Source organism: Shewanella sp. GD04112 (assembly GCF_029835735.1).
Lineage (GTDB): Bacteria > Pseudomonadota > Gammaproteobacteria > Enterobacterales > Shewanellaceae > Shewanella.
Window position 1 is genome coordinate 179,534 of sequence record NZ_JAOEAL010000001.1, and the last position, 23,309, is coordinate 202,842.

Annotated in this window: 12 protein-coding genes; all 12 read left to right on the top strand. The window is 49.6% G+C overall.

The annotated features are described in order from the left end of the window. Positions 1 to 61: 61 nt before the first annotated feature. The 12 genes from N7386_RS00830 to N7386_RS00885 all read left to right on the top strand — a co-directional run bounded on the left by N7386_RS00830 (position 62) and on the right by N7386_RS00885 (position 23,273). Complete coding sequence (locus N7386_RS00830; RefSeq protein WP_279766768.1) at positions 62 to 661, top strand: aspartyl/asparaginyl beta-hydroxylase domain-containing protein; 600 nt, start codon at positions 62 to 64, stop codon at positions 659 to 661. Beyond that, the gene (locus N7386_RS00835) at positions 639 to 2,648 is read left to right on the top strand and encodes a phytanoyl-CoA dioxygenase family protein (RefSeq protein WP_279766769.1); all 2,010 of its coding nucleotides are present in this window, start codon (positions 639 to 641) and stop codon (positions 2,646 to 2,648) included. The genes N7386_RS00830 and N7386_RS00835 overlap by 23 nt, the downstream gene beginning before the upstream one ends. Next, positions 2,648 to 3,814 carry a hypothetical protein gene (locus N7386_RS00840; protein WP_279766771.1) on the top strand — a complete coding sequence of 389 codons (1,167 nt, stop codon included), beginning with the start codon at positions 2,648 to 2,650 and terminating at the stop codon, positions 3,812 to 3,814. Before N7386_RS00835 ends, N7386_RS00840 begins: the two co-directional genes overlap by 1 nt. Next, entirely contained in the window at positions 3,801 to 4,289 is a 489-nt protein-coding gene (locus N7386_RS00845) for a GNAT family N-acetyltransferase (protein ID WP_279766772.1), read from the top strand. The genes N7386_RS00840 and N7386_RS00845 overlap by 14 nt, the downstream gene beginning before the upstream one ends. Positions 4,290 to 4,523: 234 nt before the next feature. After that, on the top strand, positions 4,524 to 5,159 hold the full coding sequence (locus N7386_RS00850) for a tail fiber protein (protein WP_279766773.1): 636 nt from the start codon (positions 4,524 to 4,526) through the stop codon (positions 5,157 to 5,159). 252 nt (positions 5,160 to 5,411) lie between these two features. Continuing rightward, positions 5,412 to 17,072: a putative Ig domain-containing protein gene (locus N7386_RS00855; protein WP_279766774.1), complete on the top strand. Its 11,661-nt coding sequence runs from the start codon at positions 5,412 to 5,414 to the stop codon at positions 17,070 to 17,072. 237 nt (positions 17,073 to 17,309) lie between these two features. Then, positions 17,310 to 17,861 carry an ADP compounds hydrolase NudE gene (gene nudE / locus N7386_RS00860; protein ID WP_011621002.1) on the top strand — a complete coding sequence of 184 codons (552 nt, stop codon included), beginning with the start codon at positions 17,310 to 17,312 and terminating at the stop codon, positions 17,859 to 17,861. A 70-nt stretch (positions 17,862 to 17,931) separates the two neighbouring features. After that, complete coding sequence (gene cysQ / locus N7386_RS00865) at positions 17,932 to 18,744, top strand: 3'(2'),5'-bisphosphate nucleotidase CysQ (protein WP_011621003.1); 813 nt, start codon at positions 17,932 to 17,934, stop codon at positions 18,742 to 18,744. A 7-nt stretch (positions 18,745 to 18,751) separates the two neighbouring features. After that, positions 18,752 to 19,195, top strand: coding sequence for an N-acetyltransferase (locus N7386_RS00870; protein ID WP_279766777.1), 444 nt, complete (start codon positions 18,752 to 18,754; stop codon positions 19,193 to 19,195). Positions 19,196 to 19,425: 230 nt separating this feature from the next. After that, entirely contained in the window at positions 19,426 to 20,037 is a 612-nt protein-coding gene (locus tag N7386_RS00875) for a TetR/AcrR family transcriptional regulator (RefSeq protein WP_279766778.1), read from the top strand. Further along, positions 20,028 to 21,893: an MFS transporter gene (locus N7386_RS00880; RefSeq protein WP_279766779.1), complete on the top strand. Its 1,866-nt coding sequence runs from the start codon at positions 20,028 to 20,030 to the stop codon at positions 21,891 to 21,893. The genes N7386_RS00875 and N7386_RS00880 overlap by 10 nt, the downstream gene beginning before the upstream one ends. A 66-nt stretch (positions 21,894 to 21,959) precedes the next feature. Further along, positions 21,960 to 23,273 (top strand): hypothetical protein, encoded by a 1,314-nt coding sequence (locus N7386_RS00885; RefSeq protein ID WP_279766780.1) that lies wholly within the window; start codon positions 21,960 to 21,962, stop codon positions 23,271 to 23,273. The last annotated feature ends 36 nt before the right edge of the window (positions 23,274 to 23,309 follow it).

Sequence of the window (23,309 nt, forward strand, 5' to 3'; positions counted from 1 at the left end):
GCATGACACTTTGTGCTAGGCTTGATTAATTCGTTTTTGTCTAAAAATGAGACACTTGGATATGGATATCTGTTCATTCGCCTTGCTTACCCAAGCTCCAAATATCACTAGTTTACAGCAAGAACTCACGACTTTGTTGCAGCATGAGTGGTTGCCACACATTAACCAGCGTGATTATCACGCGGGCTCTCAGGGCGGTTGGGATGTGTTGGCTCTTCGCTGCGCCGAGGAATATCGAGTCGCGCACCCCATTTTACAAGCCTTTTCCATTAGTGCCGCGACAGATTGGGATAATTTGCCTTCACTGGAATCGAGCCCCGCGCTGCTGCAGTTTATTCAATCCCTTGCTTGCCCAGTTAAATCGGTACGCTTAATGCGTTTACACGCTGGTGCTGAAATCAAGCCCCATAGGGATCAAGGATTATCACTTGAACAGGGTGAGGCTAGATTACATTTGCCCCTACAAACCCATGATCAGCTTTATTTTTATGTGGATGAGAAACGTGTACCTATGCGGGCCGGAGAGCTTTGGTATATCAATGCTGACCAAACCCATTGGGTCGCGAACAAAGGTGTGGAGGCCAGAATCAATTTGGTGATCGACTGTGAAATCAACTCGTGGTTAAAGGAGCTTATCCATGATGCCAAGATCAAAGCCTGATGCAGGACAGCGCGAGGCGCTTTTGATATTAAAGCAGTTTGCACTGGCGCTACTGCAATCTCACTCAGCGGGGGAGGCAAAGCGGCTTATCGATCCTATGCTGGCGCAGTTATGCCAATTGACAGGGTTAGAACTGCACCCGGCGTTGTTTCTCGATACTGAGGCCAGTGTGACCCCTTTTGGCAAGGCGGTATCACCAACAACTGCGGCGCAATGTGCAGAAGATCCCGAACGTAGCAGAGTGTTTATTCAGGGAATTTATCAAGCGATACAGGACAAACTTAAAGTTAACTCGAACCAACCAGTGCACATACTCTATGCCGGAACCGGGCCTTTTGCTTGGCTAACCTTAGCCTTATTACCGCTATTTACGGCTAAGCAAGTGCGAGTAACTTTACTCGACATTCATCGAGCGTCATTGGAGAGTGTGGAAAAGCTGCTGGCATATTTCGATGTAGCGGATCGTGTCGATGCGCTTATTTGCGCTGACGCTACGCTTTGGCGGCCTGTATCAACACAAGCCTTTGATCTGATTATTTCTGAAACCATGAAACACCTGCTGCAACAGGAACCGCAGGTACAGATTTTTAGCCATCTACAGCATTTTTTAGCTGAGGATGGATGTTTGATCCCCGAGTCGATTGAGTTGGATGTGTGGCTCGAGCTAAAAGAGCAGCCGCCAATATATTTGGGCCCTTTATTCTGTCTCGATTTAGCTCATGCCCGCTTGCTCGCTCAAGGCGACAGAAGTGGGTTAGCGGGGAGCTTATTGTTACCTGATTATGATCCTCAACCCATAAACCTAAAATTGACGACAAAAATCAGGGTCTATGGCGAACATCAATTACTTGAAAATCAATCACAATTAACCCTATCTCAATATAAAAAATCCCTGTGGCTTAAACCACTGAGTCGAGTGGACTTTAGCTACGAGCTGGGAACCTATCCCGATTTTATCTTCCAATATCAGCAGCAGAAATTGCCGCTTGTTGGCAGTGAGGATTTGAGTTGTTTGGGGATTTATCATTTGCAGCGACTATGGCAAAAAATTCAGTTGCAAAAGCGTGGACAAACCAATGAGGTGGCAGAGGGAGAATGGAACCTAGATAAAGCGCTGCTGGATCTGTGCGGTATAGGATTAGAGCCAGGGATGAAGGCGCTCTATCAATATGATAAACAGGCTGATTTTATCGCTTTCGTTCAAAGGCAAACTAAGCTGACTACGGCGGATATCGTTGGCATCAATCAGCGATTACGTGCCTTATCCCAAGCTGAGCCAGAAAGCAGCAATATCGAGCTAGCTTATGGTAACGCTTTACCTCAAGTGCTTACCGACGCCCAGCTCGCCTTTTGGCAACGGGAAGGTTATATAGTCATCCCGCAAGTGTTGTCAAAAGCGCAATGTGCGGCGAGTCGAGCCGTGATTTGGCAGCAGCTTGGCGCGAATGAAAATGATCCATCAACTTGGTACCAGTCCCATGAGTTGATGCAGAAAATCATGCTGCAGTTATTTCGTCATCCCATCCTCGATGCCAATCGGCAAATACCTCTTATCCGCCAAGCCTTTGAACAATTATGGCAGCGTACCGATTTGGTGATGACGACTGACAGAGTGAGTTTTAATCCTCCTGAAACGTCCACTTGGCAGTTTCCTGGACCCAATATGCATTGGGACATGCCACTGCAACTACCTGTGCCATTTGGAACACAAGGATTGATTTATCTTTCGGATACCCCTGCCGAGCAGGGGGCATTTTGTTGTGTTCCCGGCTTTCACCTTAAAATAGAAACCTGGCTACAGGAACAAAACAAGACTGATATTGAGTTGCAGCAACAGCGTTGGGAGGAGTGGTCCATTAACCCCATTGCTGCAAACGCAGGGGATTTAATTATTTGGCACCATGCCTTGCCCCATGGACCGACGCCAAATCGAGGCCTGTTACCCCGCATAGTGCAGTACATTAACTTCTACCCAATGGCCAGCTAATGACTGATTTTGATGAACAACAGCAACGTTATTGGCAGTTACTGCATCAGCCTGAATCATTGTATTTACTGTATCAAGCGCAGGATGTTGAACATTTTGTTGCCTTGATGGCAGACTTCCTCAATTGGCCTGAGCTAAATTTAGAGCAGATGCTGGCATTTATTGCCTTGCAGCAATCAAGCTTCATTCCGGATTTAGCACGCTTCAGCCAAGTTTGGTTTCCTTCTCGTTATCATGCTCAAACCAAAACAATAAGTTGGGTTCCTGTCTTTCAGCGGTTATCAAAACCTTTCTTGGAGGACGATATCTGCGATGCTCGCCATGGTTTACTGGCCAGTTTTATCCAACCTCAAACCTTGCTCGAACCCTTACTATCCCAACGAGAAAGTTTGCCTTCGATCAATCCGAATTTGATGATTTTCCATTGGTCCCGTTGTGGGTCAACACTGGTTGCTAGCAGTTTTTCCCTACTCAAAACGTGCCGAGTGTTATCCGAATCTATGCTCTGCAGCGATGTGATGCACCATGATGCTTGGCCTTCGAGCTTAATACCGCAGCTGGTGGATTTATGTTTAAGGCTACAAGGGCGGTTGAGGCCTGATGAGCGTGAGCTAGTGATCAAGTGGAATGCGTGGGATTTGGCTTGTTGGCCCATGTTGCTAGAACTCTATCCTAATAGTCGAGTGCTATGTCTGATGCGCCATCCCAGAGATATTTTGGCTTCGCATCAACGAGAGGCTGGGATGCATATGGCGGGGCGGGTGAAGGCTGTATTCCCCTATCCGTTACCGCTTACTGAAAACACGCATGGTGAACCTAGTGTAGATACATTTCGAATGTGTGTGTTGCATGGTTTTGCCCAGCAAACTGCTGCACTTTATCAATCATGTCGTTGCATCTTAATGGATTATCAACAATTAAATGCGCTTAAACCCAGCGCACTTTCGGCCATTTTAGACTGGCCGTTAGCCGCAGAAGATATTGAGCACTGGCAAGGCCACTGGCGCTTTGATGTTAAGCGACAAGGGCAATTGTTTGTGCCCATGGTACCCGCGCAATCTACCCTATTAAATGAATCACAAACTATCTCATGGCAGCTGTTATTGAATGCTTATGAGCAACTGTTGCAACCTTTAGCTCGAGAAAAAAACCATGATGCTAGCTGAATTAAATCCATTCACTGGTTTGAGTATTAAGCCTGCCAAAGCAAACGATAACCTATTTATGGCAGAGCTTTTTTATTCAACTAGAGCCTTCTTCTATGAGCTTGGTTTACCCCTTGATATCGCACAGAACATGTTGGAGCAACAATATCGGCTGCAACAAGTCTCCTATCGGGAGCAATATCCACATGCCATCAGCTACATTTTGTTTTATCAGCAACAAGCGGTCGGCAAACTGATGCTAGATACTAATGAGCATAGGGTTCATCTTGTTGATTTTATTATTACGCCAAGCATGCGAGGCCGCGGTTTAGGCTCTGCGGTATTAGAGGCGGTCAAGCTTGAAGCGACGCAACGTCAGTTGCCTGTTCATTTATCAGTAGAGAGTGAAAATACTCAAGCTAAATCACTCTATTTACGGCATGGATTTCAGTTTCAAAGCCGTTCCGAAACCTATGAGTCAATGCGATGGCCTTAAACGTCGGCTGATAATTTACACAAATTTATTTCTGCTTAATTGTGTTTGCCGATTTTTCAGATATGTTTAGTTGTAACTAAGCTGTTTTAATTGTGTTGCATAATAACCTCCCCAATGTGTGATGCGGATGATGTTGTAATCAGCAGAAGGAACTCGCTGTCGATTAATTGTCGTGAGTAATTAAACCATTAAAAGGCGTTACGTAGACAAAATCGTTATTTAAGGAGAAATACAATGGCAGATCCATTTATTGGAGAAATCCGCATGTTCGCTGGTACTTTCGCTCCGCGTGGTTGGGCGTTTTGTAATGGGCAGTTATTGCCCATTTCCACCAACAGCGCGCTCTTCTCTCTTCTGGGTACAAACTATGGTGGCAATGGCACAACGACTTTTGGGTTGCCTAACTTGCAAAGTCGTACTCCTGTGGGTACTGGAACTGGGGGAGGTTTGACAACAGTTGTTCTAGGGCAGAGCTCGGGTGCTGAGAACATCAATCTTACAACCAATCAGCTACCTATTCATACACCAACAGCTACTTTCACTGGCAATGCTAGTAGTGTGGCAGCAACGGTTGATGTTGCTACCACTACGGCCACTGCAATGGTTCCTCCGGCAACGGGCGCAACTACCTACCTCTCTGCTACGACAGCTAAGGCGGGGCCTGCAAATGTTGCGTTTAATGGGTTGTTTACTGGTACGGCGCCAGACTCTACAAAGGCTAGCCTCGGTGGAGTGCAGGGTAGCGTAACACCAACAGGCTCGGTCACCGTCAATCCTGTTGGTGGAGGGCAGCCTGTCGGAATTCGCAATCCCTATCTGGGGATGAATTTTATTATTGCGCTTGAAGGTATATATCCGTCGCGTAACTAAATTGTGTAATTCAGTTTGGTGACGTTAAGGCAAGTACAGGGAGCGTACTTGTTGTTTAGAGCGAAAGTCAGGTACAAGCCTAACGTCAGTATCTTGGGTATTCCAGAAATAACCATATTAAAAAGAGGCATCATTATGTTTTGGGCTAATGTTGTTCAGCACATTTTTGCTAGCAAGATAAATAGGAGCAAGATCGCCGTATGGAGGCTACTACTTGTCTCGCTGATGCTGGCTACAACGACCCAAAATGCAATGGCATTTTCCGGAACGCTGAATTTTTCTGGTACCGACACGACCCTAGGTACTCCGGTGACCGACGGCCAAGCCCAGTCGAGCGACATTCCTGGCGTGACGATAGAGATCTTTTCCGCTAACTCCGGCAACTCCAATAACGGCGCGGCGTGGAAGTACTACAGCGATCTGTTCACGGATGGGACCGGCAGCCAGGACGAAGGTATCGCCGACGATTCCGGGAATGGCTCGCTCATCGTCGTGATTCGCAGCCAGGACGGGAGCGAGTTCTCGTTCACCGGAATCAAGATCGTCGATTACCTTGGCGCGCACTCTCTGATCAAATTCGAAGCCTTCCAGAACGGTGTATCCAGAGGCAGCGTCACGCTCGCGACCGACGGCGACTACATCTCGGATTTCACCCAGGTCAATGGGCTGACGGCATCGATATTCCAGTACGCAGACGAAATCCGTATCACGGATCCAATTAGTCAACTTCTGTATATCGGTATCGACAATGTGGGTTTTGCAAATGCAGTTTCACCAGACTCCACTCCGCCTACTGTCGATTCTGTTAACTCCAGCACGGCCAATGGCACTTATAAAGTGGGTGATGTTATAAGTGTTCAAGTCAACTTCAGTGAAAATGTGAATGTGACTGGCACTCCACAGTTGACATTGGAGACAGGCTCGACAGATCGCACAATCAATTACACCAGTGGCACAGGTACAAGCACATTAAACTTTAACTATACTGTGCAAGCGGGTGATACCAGTGCTGATCTCGACTACGTAGCTACCACCTCCCTTACGCTCAATGGCGGCACCATCATGGATGCCGCAAGTAATAATGCAACCCTGACTCTTGCCTCACCCGGTGCTGCTGGCTCGTTGGGGGCGAATAAAGCTTTAGTCATTGATGGTGTTGTGCCCACTGTAACATCGGTTAATTCTAGTACTGCCAATGGCACCTATAAAGTGGGCGATAACATCAGTATTAAAGTTAACTTTAGTGAAGTGGTGAATGTCACTGGTACGCCGCAATTAACCCTTGAAACAGGCACAATAGATCGAACGATTAATTATGCGAGCGGTAGCGGTTCAAGCACACTTACGTTTAGCTACACCATCCAGTTTGGTGATAACTCTTCCGATCTGGATTATGTCGCAACTACCTCATTGTCGTTAAATGGCGGCACCATTCGCGATGCTGCCACCAACAACGCAACCCTGACGCTGGCTTCACCCGGAGCGGCTAATTCATTAGGCGCTAACAAAGCCTTGGTGGTAGATGGTGTCGCGCCCTCTGTGACCAGTACTGCTCCAAGTGGTGGAGCAGTATCCACTGATACCAGTGTTGATTTCACCGTGAACTTCAGTGAGTCTGTCAGCAATATTTCCACTGACGATTTCGCTTTGGGAACCACGGGTAGTGCAACAGGCACGATTGCTAGTGTATCTGCTGGTTCGGGCTCCAGTGTGACAGTGACGGTGAGTGGTATTACTGGCAATGGTACGATAAAGCTCAACCTGAATGGTTCCACCAATATTTCTGATCCGGCTGGCAATGCTGGCCCAGCAGCTTATACCAGTGGCACGCCCCATACGGTAGCCATTCCAACTGCACCGGATGCACCCATCATAGGGGTTGCAACTGCGGGTGATGGACAGGTTTCCGTCGCCTTTACTGCACCGTCCAATAACGGCGGCTCGGCGATTACTGGTTACACCGTGACATCCAGCCCTGATGGTATTACTGTTGGTGGTAATGGATTTACGTCTTCTCCGATAACAGTAACTGGCCTGACAAACGGCACCGCCTATACCTTTACGGTAACTGCGACCAATGCCATAGGCACCAGTGCAGCCTCCGCTACCTCTGGTTCCGCGACTCCGATGGCTGATCAGACTATTACCTTTGCAAATCCCGGTGCACAGAACTTTGGTAGCAGTCCAACCCTGAGCGCAACTTCCACGGCGGGGTTAACCGTCAGTTTTAGTTCATCGACTACCGGGGTTTGTACTATTACAAGTGGTGGAGTACTGACCTTTGTTACAGCAGGGTCTTGTACCATCGATGCGGATCAAGTCGGTGATGGCTCTACCCATGCGGCAACCACTGTCAGCAGAACCTTTACAGTAAATGCTGTGGTGCCTGGAGCCCCAATGATTGGCACTGCCACCGCTGGGGATACTCAGGCATCGATTAGCTTTATTGCACCTGCAAGTATTGGCGGTGCTGCAATTACTGGCTATACAGCCACTGCCAACCCTGGCGGTGCTACTGGGACTGGTGCTGGCTCACCCATTACGGTTACTGGCCTGACAAATGGCGTGTCTTATACCTTTACGGTCACTGCGACCAACTCGGCGGGAACAGGTTCTGCCTCGGCTGCATCCAATTCTATTACGCCAGCGTCACCGCAAACTATTACCTTTGCTAACCCTGGCGCGCAAAGTTTTGGTACTTCGCCGATGTTGACAGCAACAGCTGATTCCGGTTTGACTGTCGCCTTTACTTCATCCACTACCAGTGTTTGTAAGGTCAATAGCACAACATTGACATTTGTGACTGCAGGCTCCTGCACTATTAATGCGGACCAGCCTGGCAATTCTGCCTATCTACCTGCTCCTCAAGTATCCAGGACCTTTACGGTTAATCCTGCCTTGCCTGGAGCGCCTACCAGTGTTGCTGCTATAGCTGGGGATACCCAGGCTAGTGTGTCCTTTACGGAACCTGTTAATACAGGTGGAACTTCCATTACCGGATATACTGTTAGTGTCAGTCCGCCTGATGTATTGCCAGTGAATGGGGTAGGTTCCCCTATTGTGGTGAATGGTTTAACCAATGGTCAGGCTTATACTTTTACTGTGAGGGCTGATAATGCGGCGGGTACTGGCCCAGCGTCAGTTGTATCAAACTCTATTACTCCCAAAGCAAGCCAGACCATTACTTTCAATAACCCCGGTGCGCAGAACTTTGGTGCGACACCAACATTTACCGCTACTTCAGATTCAGGTTTAACGCCAACCTTTACCTCATCCACAATGGGTGTTTGTGCCATCACCAGTGGTGGGGCTGTGACCTTTTTGACAGTTGGTACCTGTACCATCAATGCAGACCAGTCTGGTGATGCCAGTTATTTGCCTGGGGCTCAGGTCAGTCGTTCCTTTATTGTGAGTGCAGTAGCCCCTGGTGCGCCAACCATTGGTACCGCGACAGCGGGTGATGCTCAAGCTTCGGTGAGTTTTACTGCACCAGTATTTAGTGGTGGCGCGGCAATTACAGGATATACCTTAGTCTCTACTCCTAGTGGCATTACCGCACCGGGCGCATCTTCACCCATTACTATTACGGGATTAACCAATGGGATCTCCTATTCCTTTACTGTCGTAGCGACAAACTCGGCTGGTACGAGTAGCGCTTCCACTGCGAGTAATACGGTGAAGCCTAATGGTGCTCCAGTAATTAGTGGAACCCCAACGTTAACCGTTAACCAGGGTGTGTCATACAGCTACACCTTAGTCGCGACGGACAGCGATGTGGGCGACAGTCTGACCCTTAGTGCGGTCACACTCCCAAGTTGGCTCAGCTTTAATGCGGCAACGGGCGTGCTCAGTGGTACCCCAACTAACGCTAACGTGGGTAACCATGCGGTAGTGTTACGCGCCACGGATGTTGATGGCTTAACCGCAGACCAAAGCTTTACGATAGTGGTGGCAAACGTTAACGATGCACCGACCATCAGTTCAACGGCAGTCACGAGTGCGACCCAGGATGCGGCCTACAGCTACACCTTAGTGGCGACGGACAGCGATGTGGGCGACAGTCTGACCCTTAGTCCGGTCACACTCCCAAGTTGGCTGAGCTTTAATGCGGCGACAGGCGTGCTGAGTGGTACGCCAAGTAACGCTAACGTCGGCAGCCATGCGGTGGTGTTACGCGCCACGGATGTGGATGGCTTAACTGCAGACCAAAGCTTTACGATAGTGGTGGCGAACGTCAACGATGCGCCGACCATCAGTTCAACCGCAGTCACCAGTGCCACCCAAGATGTGGCCTATAGCTACACCTTGGTAGCGACGGACAGCGATGTGGGGGACAGTCTCACCTTAAGCGCAGTGACCTTACCAAGCTGGCTGAGCTTCAATGCGGCGACAGGCGTGCTCAGTGGTACCCCGACTAACGCTAACGTGGGTAACCATGCGATAGTGTTACGCGCCACGGATGTTGATGGCTTAACCGCAGACCAAAGCTTTACGATAGTGGTGGCAAACGTTAACGATGCACCGACCATCAGTTCAACGGCGTTAACGAGTGCCACCCAAGATGTGGCCTATAGCTACACCTTGGTAGCGACGGACAGCGATGTGGGCGACAGTCTGACCCTTAGTGCGGTCACACTCCCAAGTTGGCTCAGCTTTAATGCGGCAACGGGCGTGCTCAGTGGTACCCCAACTAACGCTAACGTCGGCAGCCATGCGGTAGTGCTACGAGTAACGGATGTTGATGGCTTAACCGCAGACCAGAGCTTTACGATTGTGGTGGCAAACGTTAACGATGTACCAACCATCAGCTCAACCGCGGTGACCAACACCACCCAGGATGCGGCCTATAGCTACACCTTGGTCGCGACGGACAGTGATGTGGGCGACAGTGTCACCTTAAGCGCCGTCACACTCCCAAGCTGGCTCAACTTCAATGCCGCGACAGGAGTTCTGAGTGGTACGCCGACTAACGCTAATGTGGGCAGCCATGCGGTGGTGTTACGTGCCACGGATGTGGATGGTCTGACGATTGACCAGAGCTTTACGATTGTGGTGGCGAACGTCAACGATGCACCGACCATCAGTTCAACGGCGTTAACGAGTGCGACCCAAGATGCGGCCTATAGCTACACCTTGGTAGCGACGGACAGCGATGTAGGTGACAGTCTCACCTTAAGCGCGGTGACCTTACCAAACTGGCTGAACTTTAATGCGGCGACGGGCGTGCTCAGTGGAACCCCAAGCAATGCTAACGTGGGTAACCATGCGGTAGTGCTACGAGTAACGGATGTTGATGGCTTAACCGCAGACCAGAGCTTTACGATTGTGGTGGCAAACGTTAACGATGTACCAACCATCAGCTCAACCGCGGTGACCAACACCACCCAGGATGCGGCCTACAGCTACACCTTAGTGGCGACGGACAGCGATGTAGGCGACAGTCTAACTCTCAGTGCGGTCACTCTCCCAAGCTGGCTCAGCTTCAATGCGGCGACAGGCGTGCTGAGTGGTACTCCGACTAACGCGAACGTGGGGAGTCATGCGGTATTGCTACGCGCCACGGACGGGGATGGTCTGACGATTGACCAGAGCTTTACGATAGTGGTGGCGAACGTCAACGATGCACCGACTATCAGTTCAACGGCGTTAACCAGTGCCACCCAGGATGCGGCCTATAGCTACACCTTGGTCGCGACGGACAGCGATGTGGGCGACAGTGTCACCTTAAGCGCCGTCACACTCCCAAGCTGGCTAAACTTTAATGCGGCGACAGGCGTGCTGAGTGGTACGCCAAGTAACGCTAACGTCGGCAGCCATGCGGTGGTGTTACGCGCCACGGATGTGGATGGCTTAACTGCAGACCAAAGCTTTACGATAGTGGTGGCGAACGTCAACGATGCGCCGACCATCAGTTCAACCGCAGTCACCAGTGCCACCCAAGATGTGGCCTATAGCTACACCTTGGTAGCGACGGACAGCGATGTGGGGGACAGTCTCACCTTAAGCGCAGTGACCTTACCAAGCTGGCTGAGCTTCAATGCGGCGACAGGCGTGCTCAGTGGTACCCCGACTAACGCTAACGTGGGTAACCATGCGATAGTGTTACGCGCCACGGATGTTGATGGCTTAACCGCAGACCAAAGCTTTACGATAGTGGTGGCAAACGTTAACGATGCACCGACCATCAGTTCAACGGCGTTAACGAGTGCCACCCAAGATGTGGCCTATAGCTACACCTTGGTAGCGACGGACAGCGATGTGGGCGACAGTCTGACCCTTAGTGCGGTCACACTCCCAAGTTGGCTCAGCTTTAATGCGGCAACGGGCGTGCTCAGTGGTACCCCAACTAACGCTAACGTCGGCAGCCATGCGGTAGTGCTACGAGTAACGGATGTTGATGGCTTAACCGCAGACCAGAGCTTTACGATTGTGGTGGCAAACGTTAACGATGTACCAACCATCAGCTCAACCGCGGTGACCAACACCACCCAGGATGCGGCCTATAGCTACACCTTGGTCGCGACGGACAGTGATGTGGGCGACAGTGTCACCTTAAGCGCCGTCACACTCCCAAGCTGGCTCAACTTCAATGCCGCGACAGGAGTTCTGAGTGGTACGCCGACTAACGCTAATGTGGGCAGCCATGCGGTGGTGTTACGTGCCACGGATGTGGATGGTCTGACGATTGACCAGAGCTTTACGATTGTGGTGGCGAACGTCAACGATGCACCGACCATCAGTTCAACGGCGTTAACGAGTGCGACCCAAGATGCGGCCTATAGCTACACCTTGGTGGCGACGGACAGCGATGTGGGAGACAGTCTCACCTTAAGTGCTGTCACACTGCCAAGCTGGCTGAGTTTTAATGCGGCGACAGGCGTGCTGAGTGGTACCCCAACTAATGCTAACGTGGGCAGTCATTCGGTAGCGTTACGAGCAACGGATGTGGATGGCTTAACCGCAGACCAAAGCTTTACGATTGTGGTGGCAAACGTTAACGATGCACCGACTATCAGCTCAACGGCGTTAACCAGTGCCACTCAAGATACGGCCTATAGCTACACCTTGGTGGCGACGGACAGCGATGTGGGAGACAGTCTCACCTTAAGTGCTGTCACACTGCCAAGCTGGCTGAGTTTTAATGCGGCGACAGGCGTGCTGAGTGGTACCCCAACTAATGCTAACGTGGGCAGTCATTCGGTAGCGTTACGAGCAACGGATGTGGATGGCTTAACCGCAGACCAAAGCTTTACGATTGTGGTGGCAAACGTTAACGATGCACCGACTATCAGCTCAACGGCGTTAACCAGTGCCACTCAAGATACGGCCTATAGCTACACCTTGGTGGCGACGGACAGCGATGTGGGAGACAGTCTCACCTTAAGTGCTGTCACACTGCCAAGCTGGCTGAGTTTTAATGCGGCGACAGGCGTGCTGAGTGGTACCCCAACTAATGCTAACGTGGGCAGTCATGCAGTAGTGTTACGCGCAACGGACGGAGATGGTCTGACGATTGACCAGAGCTTTACGATAGTGGTGGCGAACGTCAACGATGCGCCGACTATCAGTTCAACGGCGTTAACGAGTGCCACTCAAGATGCAGCCTATAGCTACACCTTGGTGGCAACAGACAGCGACGTGGGAGACAGTCTCACCTTAAGCGCCGTCACACTACCAAGCTGGCTGAGTTTTAATGCGGCGACGGGCGTGCTGAGTGGTACCCCAACTAATGCTAACGTGGGCAGTCATTCGGTAGCGTTACGCGCAACGGATGTGGATGGCTTAACCGCAGACCAAAGCTTTACGATAGTGGTGGCGAACGTCAACGATGCGCCGACTATCAGTTCAACGGCGTTAACGAGTGCCACTCAAGATGCAGCCTATAGCTACACCTTGGTGGCAACAGACAGCGATGTAGGTGACAGTCTCACCTTAAGTGCCGTGACCTTACCAAGCTGGCTGAACTTTAATGCGGCGACAGGCGTGCTGAGTGGTACCCCAACTAATGCTAACGTGGGCAGTCATTCGGTAGCGTTACGAGCAACGGATGTGGATGGCTTAACCGCAGACCAAAGCTTTACGATTGTGGTGGCAAACGTCAACGATGCACCGACCATCAGTTCAACCGCACTCACCAGTGCCACTCAAGATGCGGCCTATAGCTACACCTTGGTGGCGACGGACAGCGATGTAGGTGACAGTCTGACCTTAAGCGCAGTCATACTCCCAAGTTGGCTGAACTTTAATGCGGCGACGGGCGTCATGAGTGGTACGCCAACTAACGTGAACGTGGGCAGCCATGCGGTATTGCTACGCGCCACGGATGTGGATGGCTTAACCGCAGACCAAAGCTTTACGATTGTGGTGGCAAACATCAATGATGCACCGACCATCAGTTCAACGGCGTTAACCAGTGCAACCCAAGATGCGGCCTACAGCTACACCTTGGTCGCGACGGACAGCGATGTAGGTGACAGTCTAACTCTCAGTGCGGTCACTCTCCCAAGCTGGCTCAGCTTCAATGCGGCGACAGGCGTGCTGAGTGGTACTCCGACTAACGCGAACGTGGGGAGTCATGCGGTATTGCTACGCGCCACGGATGTGGATGGCTTAACCGCAGACCAGAGCTTTACGATTGTGGTGGCAAACATCAACGATGCGCCAATTGCGACCAATCAGACGGTGACTCTTGAGGAAGATAGTTCGCTGATGATCACGCTTGCCGCTGAGGATGTCGATAATGATCCTCTGACCTATGAGATCACCGCGCAACCTACCTCTGGTACCTTAGAGCAACATGGTAGTGTCTGGCTCTATACACCTGAGAAGGATTTTAATGGTACTGATTCTATTGGCTTTATCGCTAAAGATGCAGAGTTAAGCTCAGAGCCAGCGACTGTCACAGTTACGGTTACGCCAGTGAACGATGATCCTCAAGCTGTCGATGACAGCTATATCTTAACCAGTACCCCCAATGACACCTATTCGCTGGCGGTGTTGGCAAACGATGTGGATGTCGATGGTGACAACTTAACCATTGATGGTGCTGCTGCGGATATTGGCAGTGTACAAATCACCTCGGATGGACTCAGCTTTACCGCGCCCGAGGCTTATGTGGGGCCTGTTGCACTGCGTTATACCATTAGCGATGGAAACAAAGGCCGAGCAACCGCCAAAGTGAATGTGCTGATTGAAGGCGCTGACTCAGCGAATCAACCTGTGATCACCCTACCTGATGATGTGGAGGTGAATGCGACAGGTCTGTTTACGCGGGTGAAACTCGGTTTTGCCAAGGCGGTTGACCGTAATGGGCATCCATTACCTGTGTCGCTGGTGAATAAGAGCTTGTTCTTCGCCCCTGGCAACTACTTAGCCTATTGGCAGGCAGTGGATGGCGAGGGTAATAAGGCGATTAAAGCGCAGAAGGTCAAAGTCAATCCATTGATTTCACTGAGCAAAGATCAAGTTGTTGCTGAAGGTAATCAAGTGGCTGTGAGTGTTCACCTCAATGGTGAGGCGCCAAACTATCCATTGAGTATTCCATACACAGTATCCGGTTCAGCCGATAGCAGCGACCATGATTTGGTTGATGGTGTTGTCGAGATAACCTCGGGTCAAATGGCAGAAATCCACTTTACTACTCTGAACGATGGTGTGACCGAAGGGAATGAAGAGGTGCTTATCAGCCTAGATTCAAGCCTGAATCTTGGTAGTAAGCAGCAGACTCAAGTGGTGATTACCGAAGCCAATATTGCACCACAGGTCAGTTTAGCGGTGACTCAAGCTGGCCAGCAGCAAGTCATTGTCGCGCAAAATGGCGGTGATGTGCATATTCGTGCCACTGCCTCCGATGCCAATGAGCAAGATACATTGACGCTGACGTGGGCAAGCGGCACGTTAAGCTTGCAAGCGGATGCGACAGGTATGACATTCTCTCCAGCCGCGGTGTCACCGGGGATTTATCCTGTGAGCCTAACGGTGACCGATGATGGTTCGCCTGTGCTGTCGAGTACCGAAACAGTGTACATCGTAGTGCGTCCAAGTTTAGCCGCATTGACGAGTGCCGATACGGATGGCGATTTAATTCCCGATGATCAAGAAGGCTATAGCGACAGCGATCGTGATGGCATCCCAGATTATTTGGATGCAAATAACGACTGTCATGTGATGCCTGAAGGTGAATTGCAGCCAGTCTACTTCTTGGCCGAAGGGCAGGCGGGCGTCTGTTTACGTTTGGGGAATATTGCCCTAAGCCGTGGACAGAGCGGCGTGCAGCTACAGCCAGAAGCCGTGGCAGAAGATGCTTTAGCCGCAAATGTGGGCGGTATTTTCGACTTTATCGCCACGGGCCTACCACAACAGGGCCAAAGCTATAGCTTAGTATTGCCACAACGCTCACCTGTTCCTGCGAATGCCGTCTACCGCAAGTTCAATGCTCAAGCGGGCTGGCGAGACTTTGTGATTGATGCAAACAACACTGTTGCCAGTACCGAGGGTGAACGTGGTTTCTGCCCGCCACCTGGGGATAGCCGTTGGACGCCGGGATTAACTGAAGGCCATTGGTGTGTGCAGTTGACCATCGAAGATGGCGGCCCTAACGATGATGATGGTGTGGCTAACCGTACTATTGTTGACCCAAGTGGTGTTGCTGTGATGCTCAATGGTAACCACTTACCTGTCGCCAATCCCGACTCGGCAGCAATTGCTTGGAACCAGAGTATTGATGTGAACGTGCTTGCCAACGATACGGATAGCGATGGGGATAGTTTGAGCGTCACACAAGTGATTAGTGAGTTTGGCACCGTCACAGTGTTAGCGGATCAACGGATCAGTTACATGCCGGCGGCAGACTTTATCGGCACCGATGTGTTGGTATATAGCATTACCGATGGCAAGGGCGGTACGGCAAGTAGTGAGCTGACGATAGTGGTGAATGGCAACACGGCACCTGTGACTGTCGATGACAGCGCCGCCACCGATGATCGCACCAGCTTGCTTATCGACGTGCTGAGTAATGACACCGATGTGGATGGTAATACGTTGACCCTGTTAAGTGCGACGGCTCAACAAGGCACTGTGACTATCGAAGCGAATAAACTGCGCTATATCCCTAAAACAGGATTCGATGGCGTGGATACTGTGACCTATAGGATTAGCGACGGCCAAGGTGGTGAAGCGACGGGGCAAGTGCTTATCACAGTGAAAGCCTATCAAGAGGTCATTATCGATAATAAGTCAGGAGGTGGCAGTATGACCTTATGGGCGTTGGCATTCATCTTAGCGTGCGCCATGTTGCGCCGCCGAGAGTTGCAGCGATTTGCTTTAGGCAGCCTGTTATTGCTCAGTGTGACGCAACAGGCACAGGCAACAGACTGGTATGTTGAGGGTTTTATCGGCCAAGCGCAGGCCGATAAAACCCTGCCTGAGTTGAACGTCCAAGTTGGAGAGGGACAACTCCTCAACGTCGATGACTCGGATACCGCATTTGGGGTGAGTCTGGGTTATCAGTGGACGCCGACCGTAGCGTTAGAACTGGGCTATGCCGACTTTGGTGAAGGAAGCGCGAGAATTAAGGGCTCAACCTTAACGCCGGAGCAATACCATGAGTTGGTGAAAACCGTCACCCCTGTGCTTGCCGATGGGGTCATGTTGGGCCTGAGATTTACCCTGCTGCAGCATCAAGGTTGGCGCTTTGAAGTACCCGTTGGCTTGTTCCATTGGCAAGCCGATATCAGCAGTACCATGGGCAATACCACGATCAAGACCGATTTAGATGGTGCTGATTGGTATGCGGGAGTGCGTTTTAGTTACCAATTCAGTGATGCTTGGTCCGTGGGGTTAGGTTATCAATACATAGATATCGAGCCGAATGATCTATTGAGTTATCAGCTCAATTTGCGCTATCAGTTTTAAATGATGTCGACATAAAAAGGGGCTTAGCCCCTTTTTTGTTGGTGATTTTTCGCGGTAAAAAGCGAAAAGTTTTAACTGTTTCTCCTTTGTCTTGGCTGAGTATGTGATTTAAATCCCATGGCTTGGATGGTGGTCTTTGGAATAGCCGCACTAAATTCAGGTTGTAGATTAAAGACAGGATAGTAAGATTGTCACTTATCCTAGTTAGTTTGTTGCTATTTTTATCCAGGGGCAGTTATGTCGCAGCGGCACCATAAGCCGGAAATCTTACATACCGAAGTTGTCGCTAAGAGCCGCTTGTTTCAAATTGAACAGGTTCATCTTAAATTCTCCAATGGTGTCGAGCGCCAGTATGAGCGGATGAAGGGTGGTAGCCGAGGCGCTGTGATGGTGGTGCCGATTCATCAAGGCAACATGCTGTTAGCCCGTGAATATGCCGCTGGAACAGATAATTACGAGCTAGGTTTTCCTAAGGGGTTAATCGACCCTGGTGAGCAAGCTATCGAGGCGGCCAATCGAGAATTGCAGGAAGAAATCGGTTTTGGGGCGCGTAAGCTAACATTGTTGAAAGAACTTAGCCTCGCGCCGGGTTATTTCTCTAGCAAGATGCAAATTTTCATCGCAGAAGATTTATATGAAAGCCGCCTAGAAGGCGATGAGCCTGAACCCATAGATGTGGTGCCTTGGGCGTTGGCCGAGTGGGAAGCGTTACTCGATAATAGCGATTTTTCCGAATCTCGTAGTGTGAGCGCATTGTTTTTAGCGCAGAAACACCTACAACTTAAATAATCTTTTTCGTTAAAGCGTTCAGCAACTGAGTGCTTGTAAATCATTCGCGAAGTTTGCGATTGGAGTGGTTATGAAGCCAGAAGAGTTAATCGACGAGGTGATTGCGATAGCAACGGATGCGGGTCGCACTATTCGTGAGATTTACCTAAAGGGTAATTTTGAACGAGAAACCAAGTCCGATAATACCCCTGTCACCTCGGCGGACTTAGCGGCAAATAAGCTGATCTGTGAACGCTTAGCCGCATTGACGCCCGATATTCCTATCCTGTCCGAAGAGGCTGCCGATATTCCCCTAAGCGTGCGCGAAGGCTGGAAACGTTATTGGTTAGTCGATCCTCTCGATGGTACGGGGGAGTTTATTGCGGGCAGTGGTGACTTTTCGGTAATCATCGCGCTGGTGGAGCACAATCGTCCGGTAATGGGCGTGGTCTATGTGCCGATGACGCAGGTGTGTTATTACGCCATTGCGGGCTTAGGCGCCTATAAACGCACCGATAAGCAGGAAGTGCGCATCAGTAGTCGGCAAATTCAGCACCGTGAGCAAGTTTCTCTTAGGTTAGCGGTGAGTCGTCGTCAGGATCCCCAATCTGTGTTGACCCTGTTTAATCAGCCTAAGCATTGTGAGCTGGTGGTCATGGGCGGCGCAGCATTGAAGAGTTGTCTGGTTGCCGAAGGACGCGCCGATTGCTATGTGCGAGTCGGGCCGACGGGTGAGTGGGACACCGGTGCCGCGCAGATCATTATTGAGGAAGCGGGTGGCCAGCTCATGGATACCGAGCTGCAACCTTTAACCTATAACGAGCGTGAGACGCTTGAAAATCCTAACTTTATTGTTGTTGGTGCGCCCAATTTAGAGTGGGATAAAATTTTAATTGGTGAATAGTTTTTACATGCAGTCGATCCGTCCAGTATTAAAGTCAGAGTTAGCCGACGTTTTTCAACTCGAGCAGGCTATCTTTGGCGACCATTGTTATCCCGATTTTTTCTTCCGCCAAGGGTTTGATTGTTGGCCTGAGCAGTTTCTGGTTGCCGTAGATGATGGCGGTGAGCTTTTAGGCTATTTGCTCTGCGCCCAAAGTAGCGACCCCGCCTGTATGTGGATTCTATCCGTAGCAGTGAGTGAGCAAGCCCGCGGCCAAGGTATTGGTAAACAATTAATCCAGCAATGTTTAACCCAACTACCGTCTCAGGTTAAGCGGGTGGATTTAACCGTCGATCCCCATAATCCTGCCCATGGTTTATATCAGCGTTTAGGATTTGTCGATACCGCCTTCGAAACGGACTATTTTGGCGCCGGGGCCGACAGGGTGGTGATGAGTTATCACTGCTGCTAGGTAAAAGTTCAACCTCGAAATGGCGCCCTCGATTGAGGGCGCCATTTTTTTATGCGTTGAAAGTTAAATTCCTTCCAAGGTTCCCATCGAGCGATTACCTGAGAATTAGCCCAACTTCCCTCATTTTTATGCCTTTTCTTTCATACTGTACGCAAAATAAACTTATTTTGAACGTTGTTTTTTATTTTTGAGGCTGTTAATCTCACTGCATTCAACAGGGAGTGAGACCTATGGCGAGACGCAAAGAACATAGTCATGATGAGATTCGTGCTATGGCAATAGAAGCGGCAATGGCATTGCTGCAACAGCAAGGGACACAAGAACTGAGTTTACGTAAGATTGCTAGCCAGATTGGCTATGTGCCGAGTACCTTAATCAATATCTTTGGTAGCTATAACTACCTTCTATTAGCCGTTTCTGAGGCAACGTTGCAGGCGCTGATGCATGAGCTCTCCGAGGTAAGTGCAGAGAATAGTCGCAATCAAATCATCAGCATGGCGCAAAAATACGCTGAGTTTGCCCACGCACAGCGTCAGTGTTTTAAGTTGGTATTTGAACTGCAGCTACTCGACTCCGAACCTTTGCCCGAATCCCAAGGCCAGCTTATCGCGGGTTTATTCAGGTTAATTGAGCGTGAGTTAGCCCTATTGTTCCCCCATAAAACTGCTGCGCAGCAACTTCAAATGAGCCGAGTGCTCTGGGGCGGCATCCACGGTCTCACGGCATTATCACTGGATAATAAATTGTTTGCCGATACGGCATCTTTACCCGCTTTGTTAGAGAGTCATGTGACAGGGTATTTACAGGGAATGGGTTATCAGGGGGAAGAGCCATGCTGCTAACAAAACGTTTTTTACCATATTTTGCTACCCAATGCCTTGGGGCACTTAACGACAATATTTATAAAAATGTGTTGTTACTGCTGGTTACCTTCAGCCAAGTCAACGACTTACCTATTAGTGTCGACATGTTTGTCAATTTGGCTGCAGGGGTCTTTATCCTGCCGTTTTTCCTGTTTTCGGCCCATGCAGGCGTGGTGGCCGACAATATGGATAAGGCCAAACTTATTCGTCGCTTAAAACTGCTCGAAGTCATCATTATGTTCAGCGCCGCCGCGGCCATCGTGAGCGAAAATTACATGATGATGTTATTACTGCTGTTTTTAACCGGTAGTCAGTCAGCCTATTTTGGCCCGGTCAAGTATTCTCTCTTACCTCAAGCCTTAAAAGAAGATGAGTTAGTCACGGGCAATGCCTGGGTTGAGATGGGGACGTTTCTGTCAATCTTAATTGGTACCTTGAGTGCTGGGATTTTAGTGTCTGAAAACAATGCCACCCTATGGTCGGCCATCACAGTCGCTGCCCTTGCCTTGGCGGGGTATTTATCTAGCCGCGCGATCCCAGCTTTACCACCACAGGGTACAGTTCAGAAAATCCAATTTCGCCCATTATCAGGCACTTGGCGCACCATAAAGAAGGCACGTCAAACGCCTTCGATTTGGATGGCCATCCTCGCCATTAGCTGGTTCTGGTTTTTGGGTGCCACATATCTGACCCAATTCCCTAACTTTGCCAAGTTGCACCTGCACTCTGGCGCGACTGTGGTGTCGCTGCTGCTGGGGATGTTCTCTATCGGGATTGCGGTTGGCTCCTTTGTCTGTGAGCGTTTTTCCTTTGGTCATGTGGAGTTAGGCTTGCTGCCCTTTGGGGTGCTGGGGTTAACTGTGTTTGGTGTGGACTTGCTTTGGGCGATTCCCCCCGCACCTGCTGATGCGCAGTTTGTGTATGGCTTACACTCCTTTATTGCCGAGCAGAAGCATTATCGAGTGATGTTGGACTTCTTTATGATTGGGGTCAGCGGAGGTCTGTTTATCGTGCCTCTGTATGCCTTTATTCAAGCGCGCTCCGCTAAGGGAGAATGTGCGCAAGCGATTGCTGCGAATAACATTATGAACTCGCTCTTTATGGTGGCGTCGGCGTTGTTGTCTATGCTGCTACTCGGGGTGGCTGGCTGGAGTATTCCACAGTTGTTCCTGCTGCTGGCGGTGATGAACTTTGTGGTTGCGCTTTATGTGTATTCGCAAGTGCCTGAGTTTACTCAACGATTTATCAGTTATTTACTCAGTCATGTGATGTATCGGGTGACTGTGACTGGGCGAGAAAAGATCCCCAAAGAAGGCGCAGGTATCATAGTCTGTAACCATGTGAGCTATGTGGATGCGTTGATCATTATGGGGGCGTCGACCCGGCCGATTCGTTTCGTGATGGATAAATCGATCAGTGAAATCCCTGTGCTGAAATACCTGTTCCGCCATGCTGGGGTGATCCCGATTTGTTCGCCGCGCCAGAGTGAGGCGACTTACAATCAAGCCTTTGAATCAATTCATGAGGCGTTAGTGAATGGCGAGTTGGTGTGTATTTTCCCCGAAGGTCGTTTAACCCCCGATGGTGAACTCGGCGAGTTTCGTCCCGGTATCGATAAAATCTTGGCCCGCGATCCTGTGCCCGTGATCCCTATGGCGCTCAATGGTCTGTGGGGTTCTTACTTTAGTCATAAGGACGGCCATGCATTGACTACTATGCCGAAACGCTTTTGGTCCAAGGTTTCGGTGGATATTGATGGCCCTATTCGGGGAGCGTCCACTAGCCGCGCAAATCTACGGCAGCAAGTTGCAAACCTACTTGCTTTACGAAATTGAGATATGGTGTAATCCCTCAGTTAAAAAGTTACATATAAATAACAATTTAAGTGTTGGAGTTTGGTCATGAAAAAGGGATGCTATATAGGCGCTTTGGTACTTGTGCTAAGTGGGTGTGGAGGGTCTGGTGATTCAAACTCAGATGACTCCGATGGAGGAAATCCTGCATCACCTCGATTAACAATGGATGTCGAGAGCACAGCGTCAATGTGTAATATAAGAGAAAAGAAAGTAGGTGTTGATGTGATTGTTCATCGACGTGACGGTAGTATTCTGAACTCTTATAAGAGTGATGCGCAGGGACATGTCGATGTCCCTTGGCCTAGTGAAGCATCACATTTAACGGTCGCGGCACAAGAGTTTGTGAATGGTAGCTCTTCTTGGCGGATCCAGACAGATTTAAATGCTAAAGCCAGTGATTATGGTATATATCGATTTACCGATGAAAATTTAAATAGTGGTTGTGACTGTAGTGATATCAATTTAGATACAAGTGAGATAGCTACTGTTTATAGTAACTACTATCTTTATGGTAATAATGCTTATATCAATCCAGCGCTCACCAATAATCCATTGCATGTGTGTAAGCGTGACAATAAATTCGCGCCGGTGAACTTTATATTAATTCCTAAGCAGGGTGGTATTGCTGCTTATGCAGCTAGTATAGATCCCAATAATCTTGATTTATCGCAAGTTATTTCACTTTCAAGCAGTATGTTTGAAGGGGCGAGTCATGAGGGGACTTTGCTCAATGTAGATGTGAATAGCAGTAACTATTTTTTACGTAGTTATTCTGAAACAGAATACGGTCGCCAGAATTGGATTTCATGGCCTACAAGAGAAGTTCAGCTGTTCCCCGAGCTTTTTAATCGCAATCTCGTGTCTGCATCACAACAAATCGATCTAGGTGGAAATGATATTGGAACTATGAGTTATGTCGGATTAACTCGGAGAGCCGTTGCAGATGCTTCAAATAACTTAAGCTTAAATTTACCATTAAATGAAAATCTAATGCTAAGTGAAGTTACACGCTTAATGAGTACAATTGGTAATGCAGGAAGTACAAATTATGACTTCAGTTTCAACGCTAATCGTATGCAAGGGGTGCAGGTAACCTTATCGCAAAGCAATGATTACTGGTCTATTTCAGGCCCGCTGAAGGGTTCTATTCCTGATTTAGATTTGCCTGCGCACCTACAAGCGGCCTTTGATGATTCGTCGATGACATCGATGAGTTTCTATGTATGGGGTTATAGTGGTATGGCTGATTTATATGATTTACGCTCTGAGCTGAGTAAGTCTAGCCGCAGCACTAATTCTATACGTTCGACTAAATTTGACAATTACGACTACGAAGATATCACTATTTCAACGTATTAGTTTTGCAGGAAAAGCACCGCTGTACGCCATTGTGCG

Bases quoted from the DNA above. Each gene is read 5' to 3' on its own strand.
- N7386_RS00830 (WP_279766768.1), top strand. From the start codon at position 62: ATGGATATCTGTTCATTCGCCTTGCTTACCCAAGCTCCAAATATCACT.
- N7386_RS00835 (WP_279766769.1), top strand. From the start codon at position 639: ATGATGCCAAGATCAAAGCCTGATGCAGGACAGCGCGAGGCGCTTTTG.
- N7386_RS00840 (WP_279766771.1), top strand. From the start codon at position 2,648: ATGACTGATTTTGATGAACAACAGCAACGTTATTGGCAGTTACTGCAT.
- N7386_RS00845 (WP_279766772.1), top strand. From the start codon at position 3,801: ATGATGCTAGCTGAATTAAATCCATTCACTGGTTTGAGTATTAAGCCT.
- N7386_RS00850 (WP_279766773.1), top strand. From the start codon at position 4,524: ATGGCAGATCCATTTATTGGAGAAATCCGCATGTTCGCTGGTACTTTC.
- N7386_RS00855 (WP_279766774.1), top strand. From the start codon at position 5,412: ATGGCATTTTCCGGAACGCTGAATTTTTCTGGTACCGACACGACCCTA.
- nudE (WP_011621002.1), top strand. From the start codon at position 17,310: ATGTCGCAGCGGCACCATAAGCCGGAAATCTTACATACCGAAGTTGTC.
- cysQ (WP_011621003.1), top strand. From the start codon at position 17,932: ATGAAGCCAGAAGAGTTAATCGACGAGGTGATTGCGATAGCAACGGAT.
- N7386_RS00870 (WP_279766777.1), top strand. From the start codon at position 18,752: ATGCAGTCGATCCGTCCAGTATTAAAGTCAGAGTTAGCCGACGTTTTT.
- N7386_RS00875 (WP_279766778.1), top strand. From the start codon at position 19,426: ATGGCGAGACGCAAAGAACATAGTCATGATGAGATTCGTGCTATGGCA.
- N7386_RS00880 (WP_279766779.1), top strand. From the start codon at position 20,028: ATGCTGCTAACAAAACGTTTTTTACCATATTTTGCTACCCAATGCCTT.
- N7386_RS00885 (WP_279766780.1), top strand. From the start codon at position 21,960: ATGAAAAAGGGATGCTATATAGGCGCTTTGGTACTTGTGCTAAGTGGG.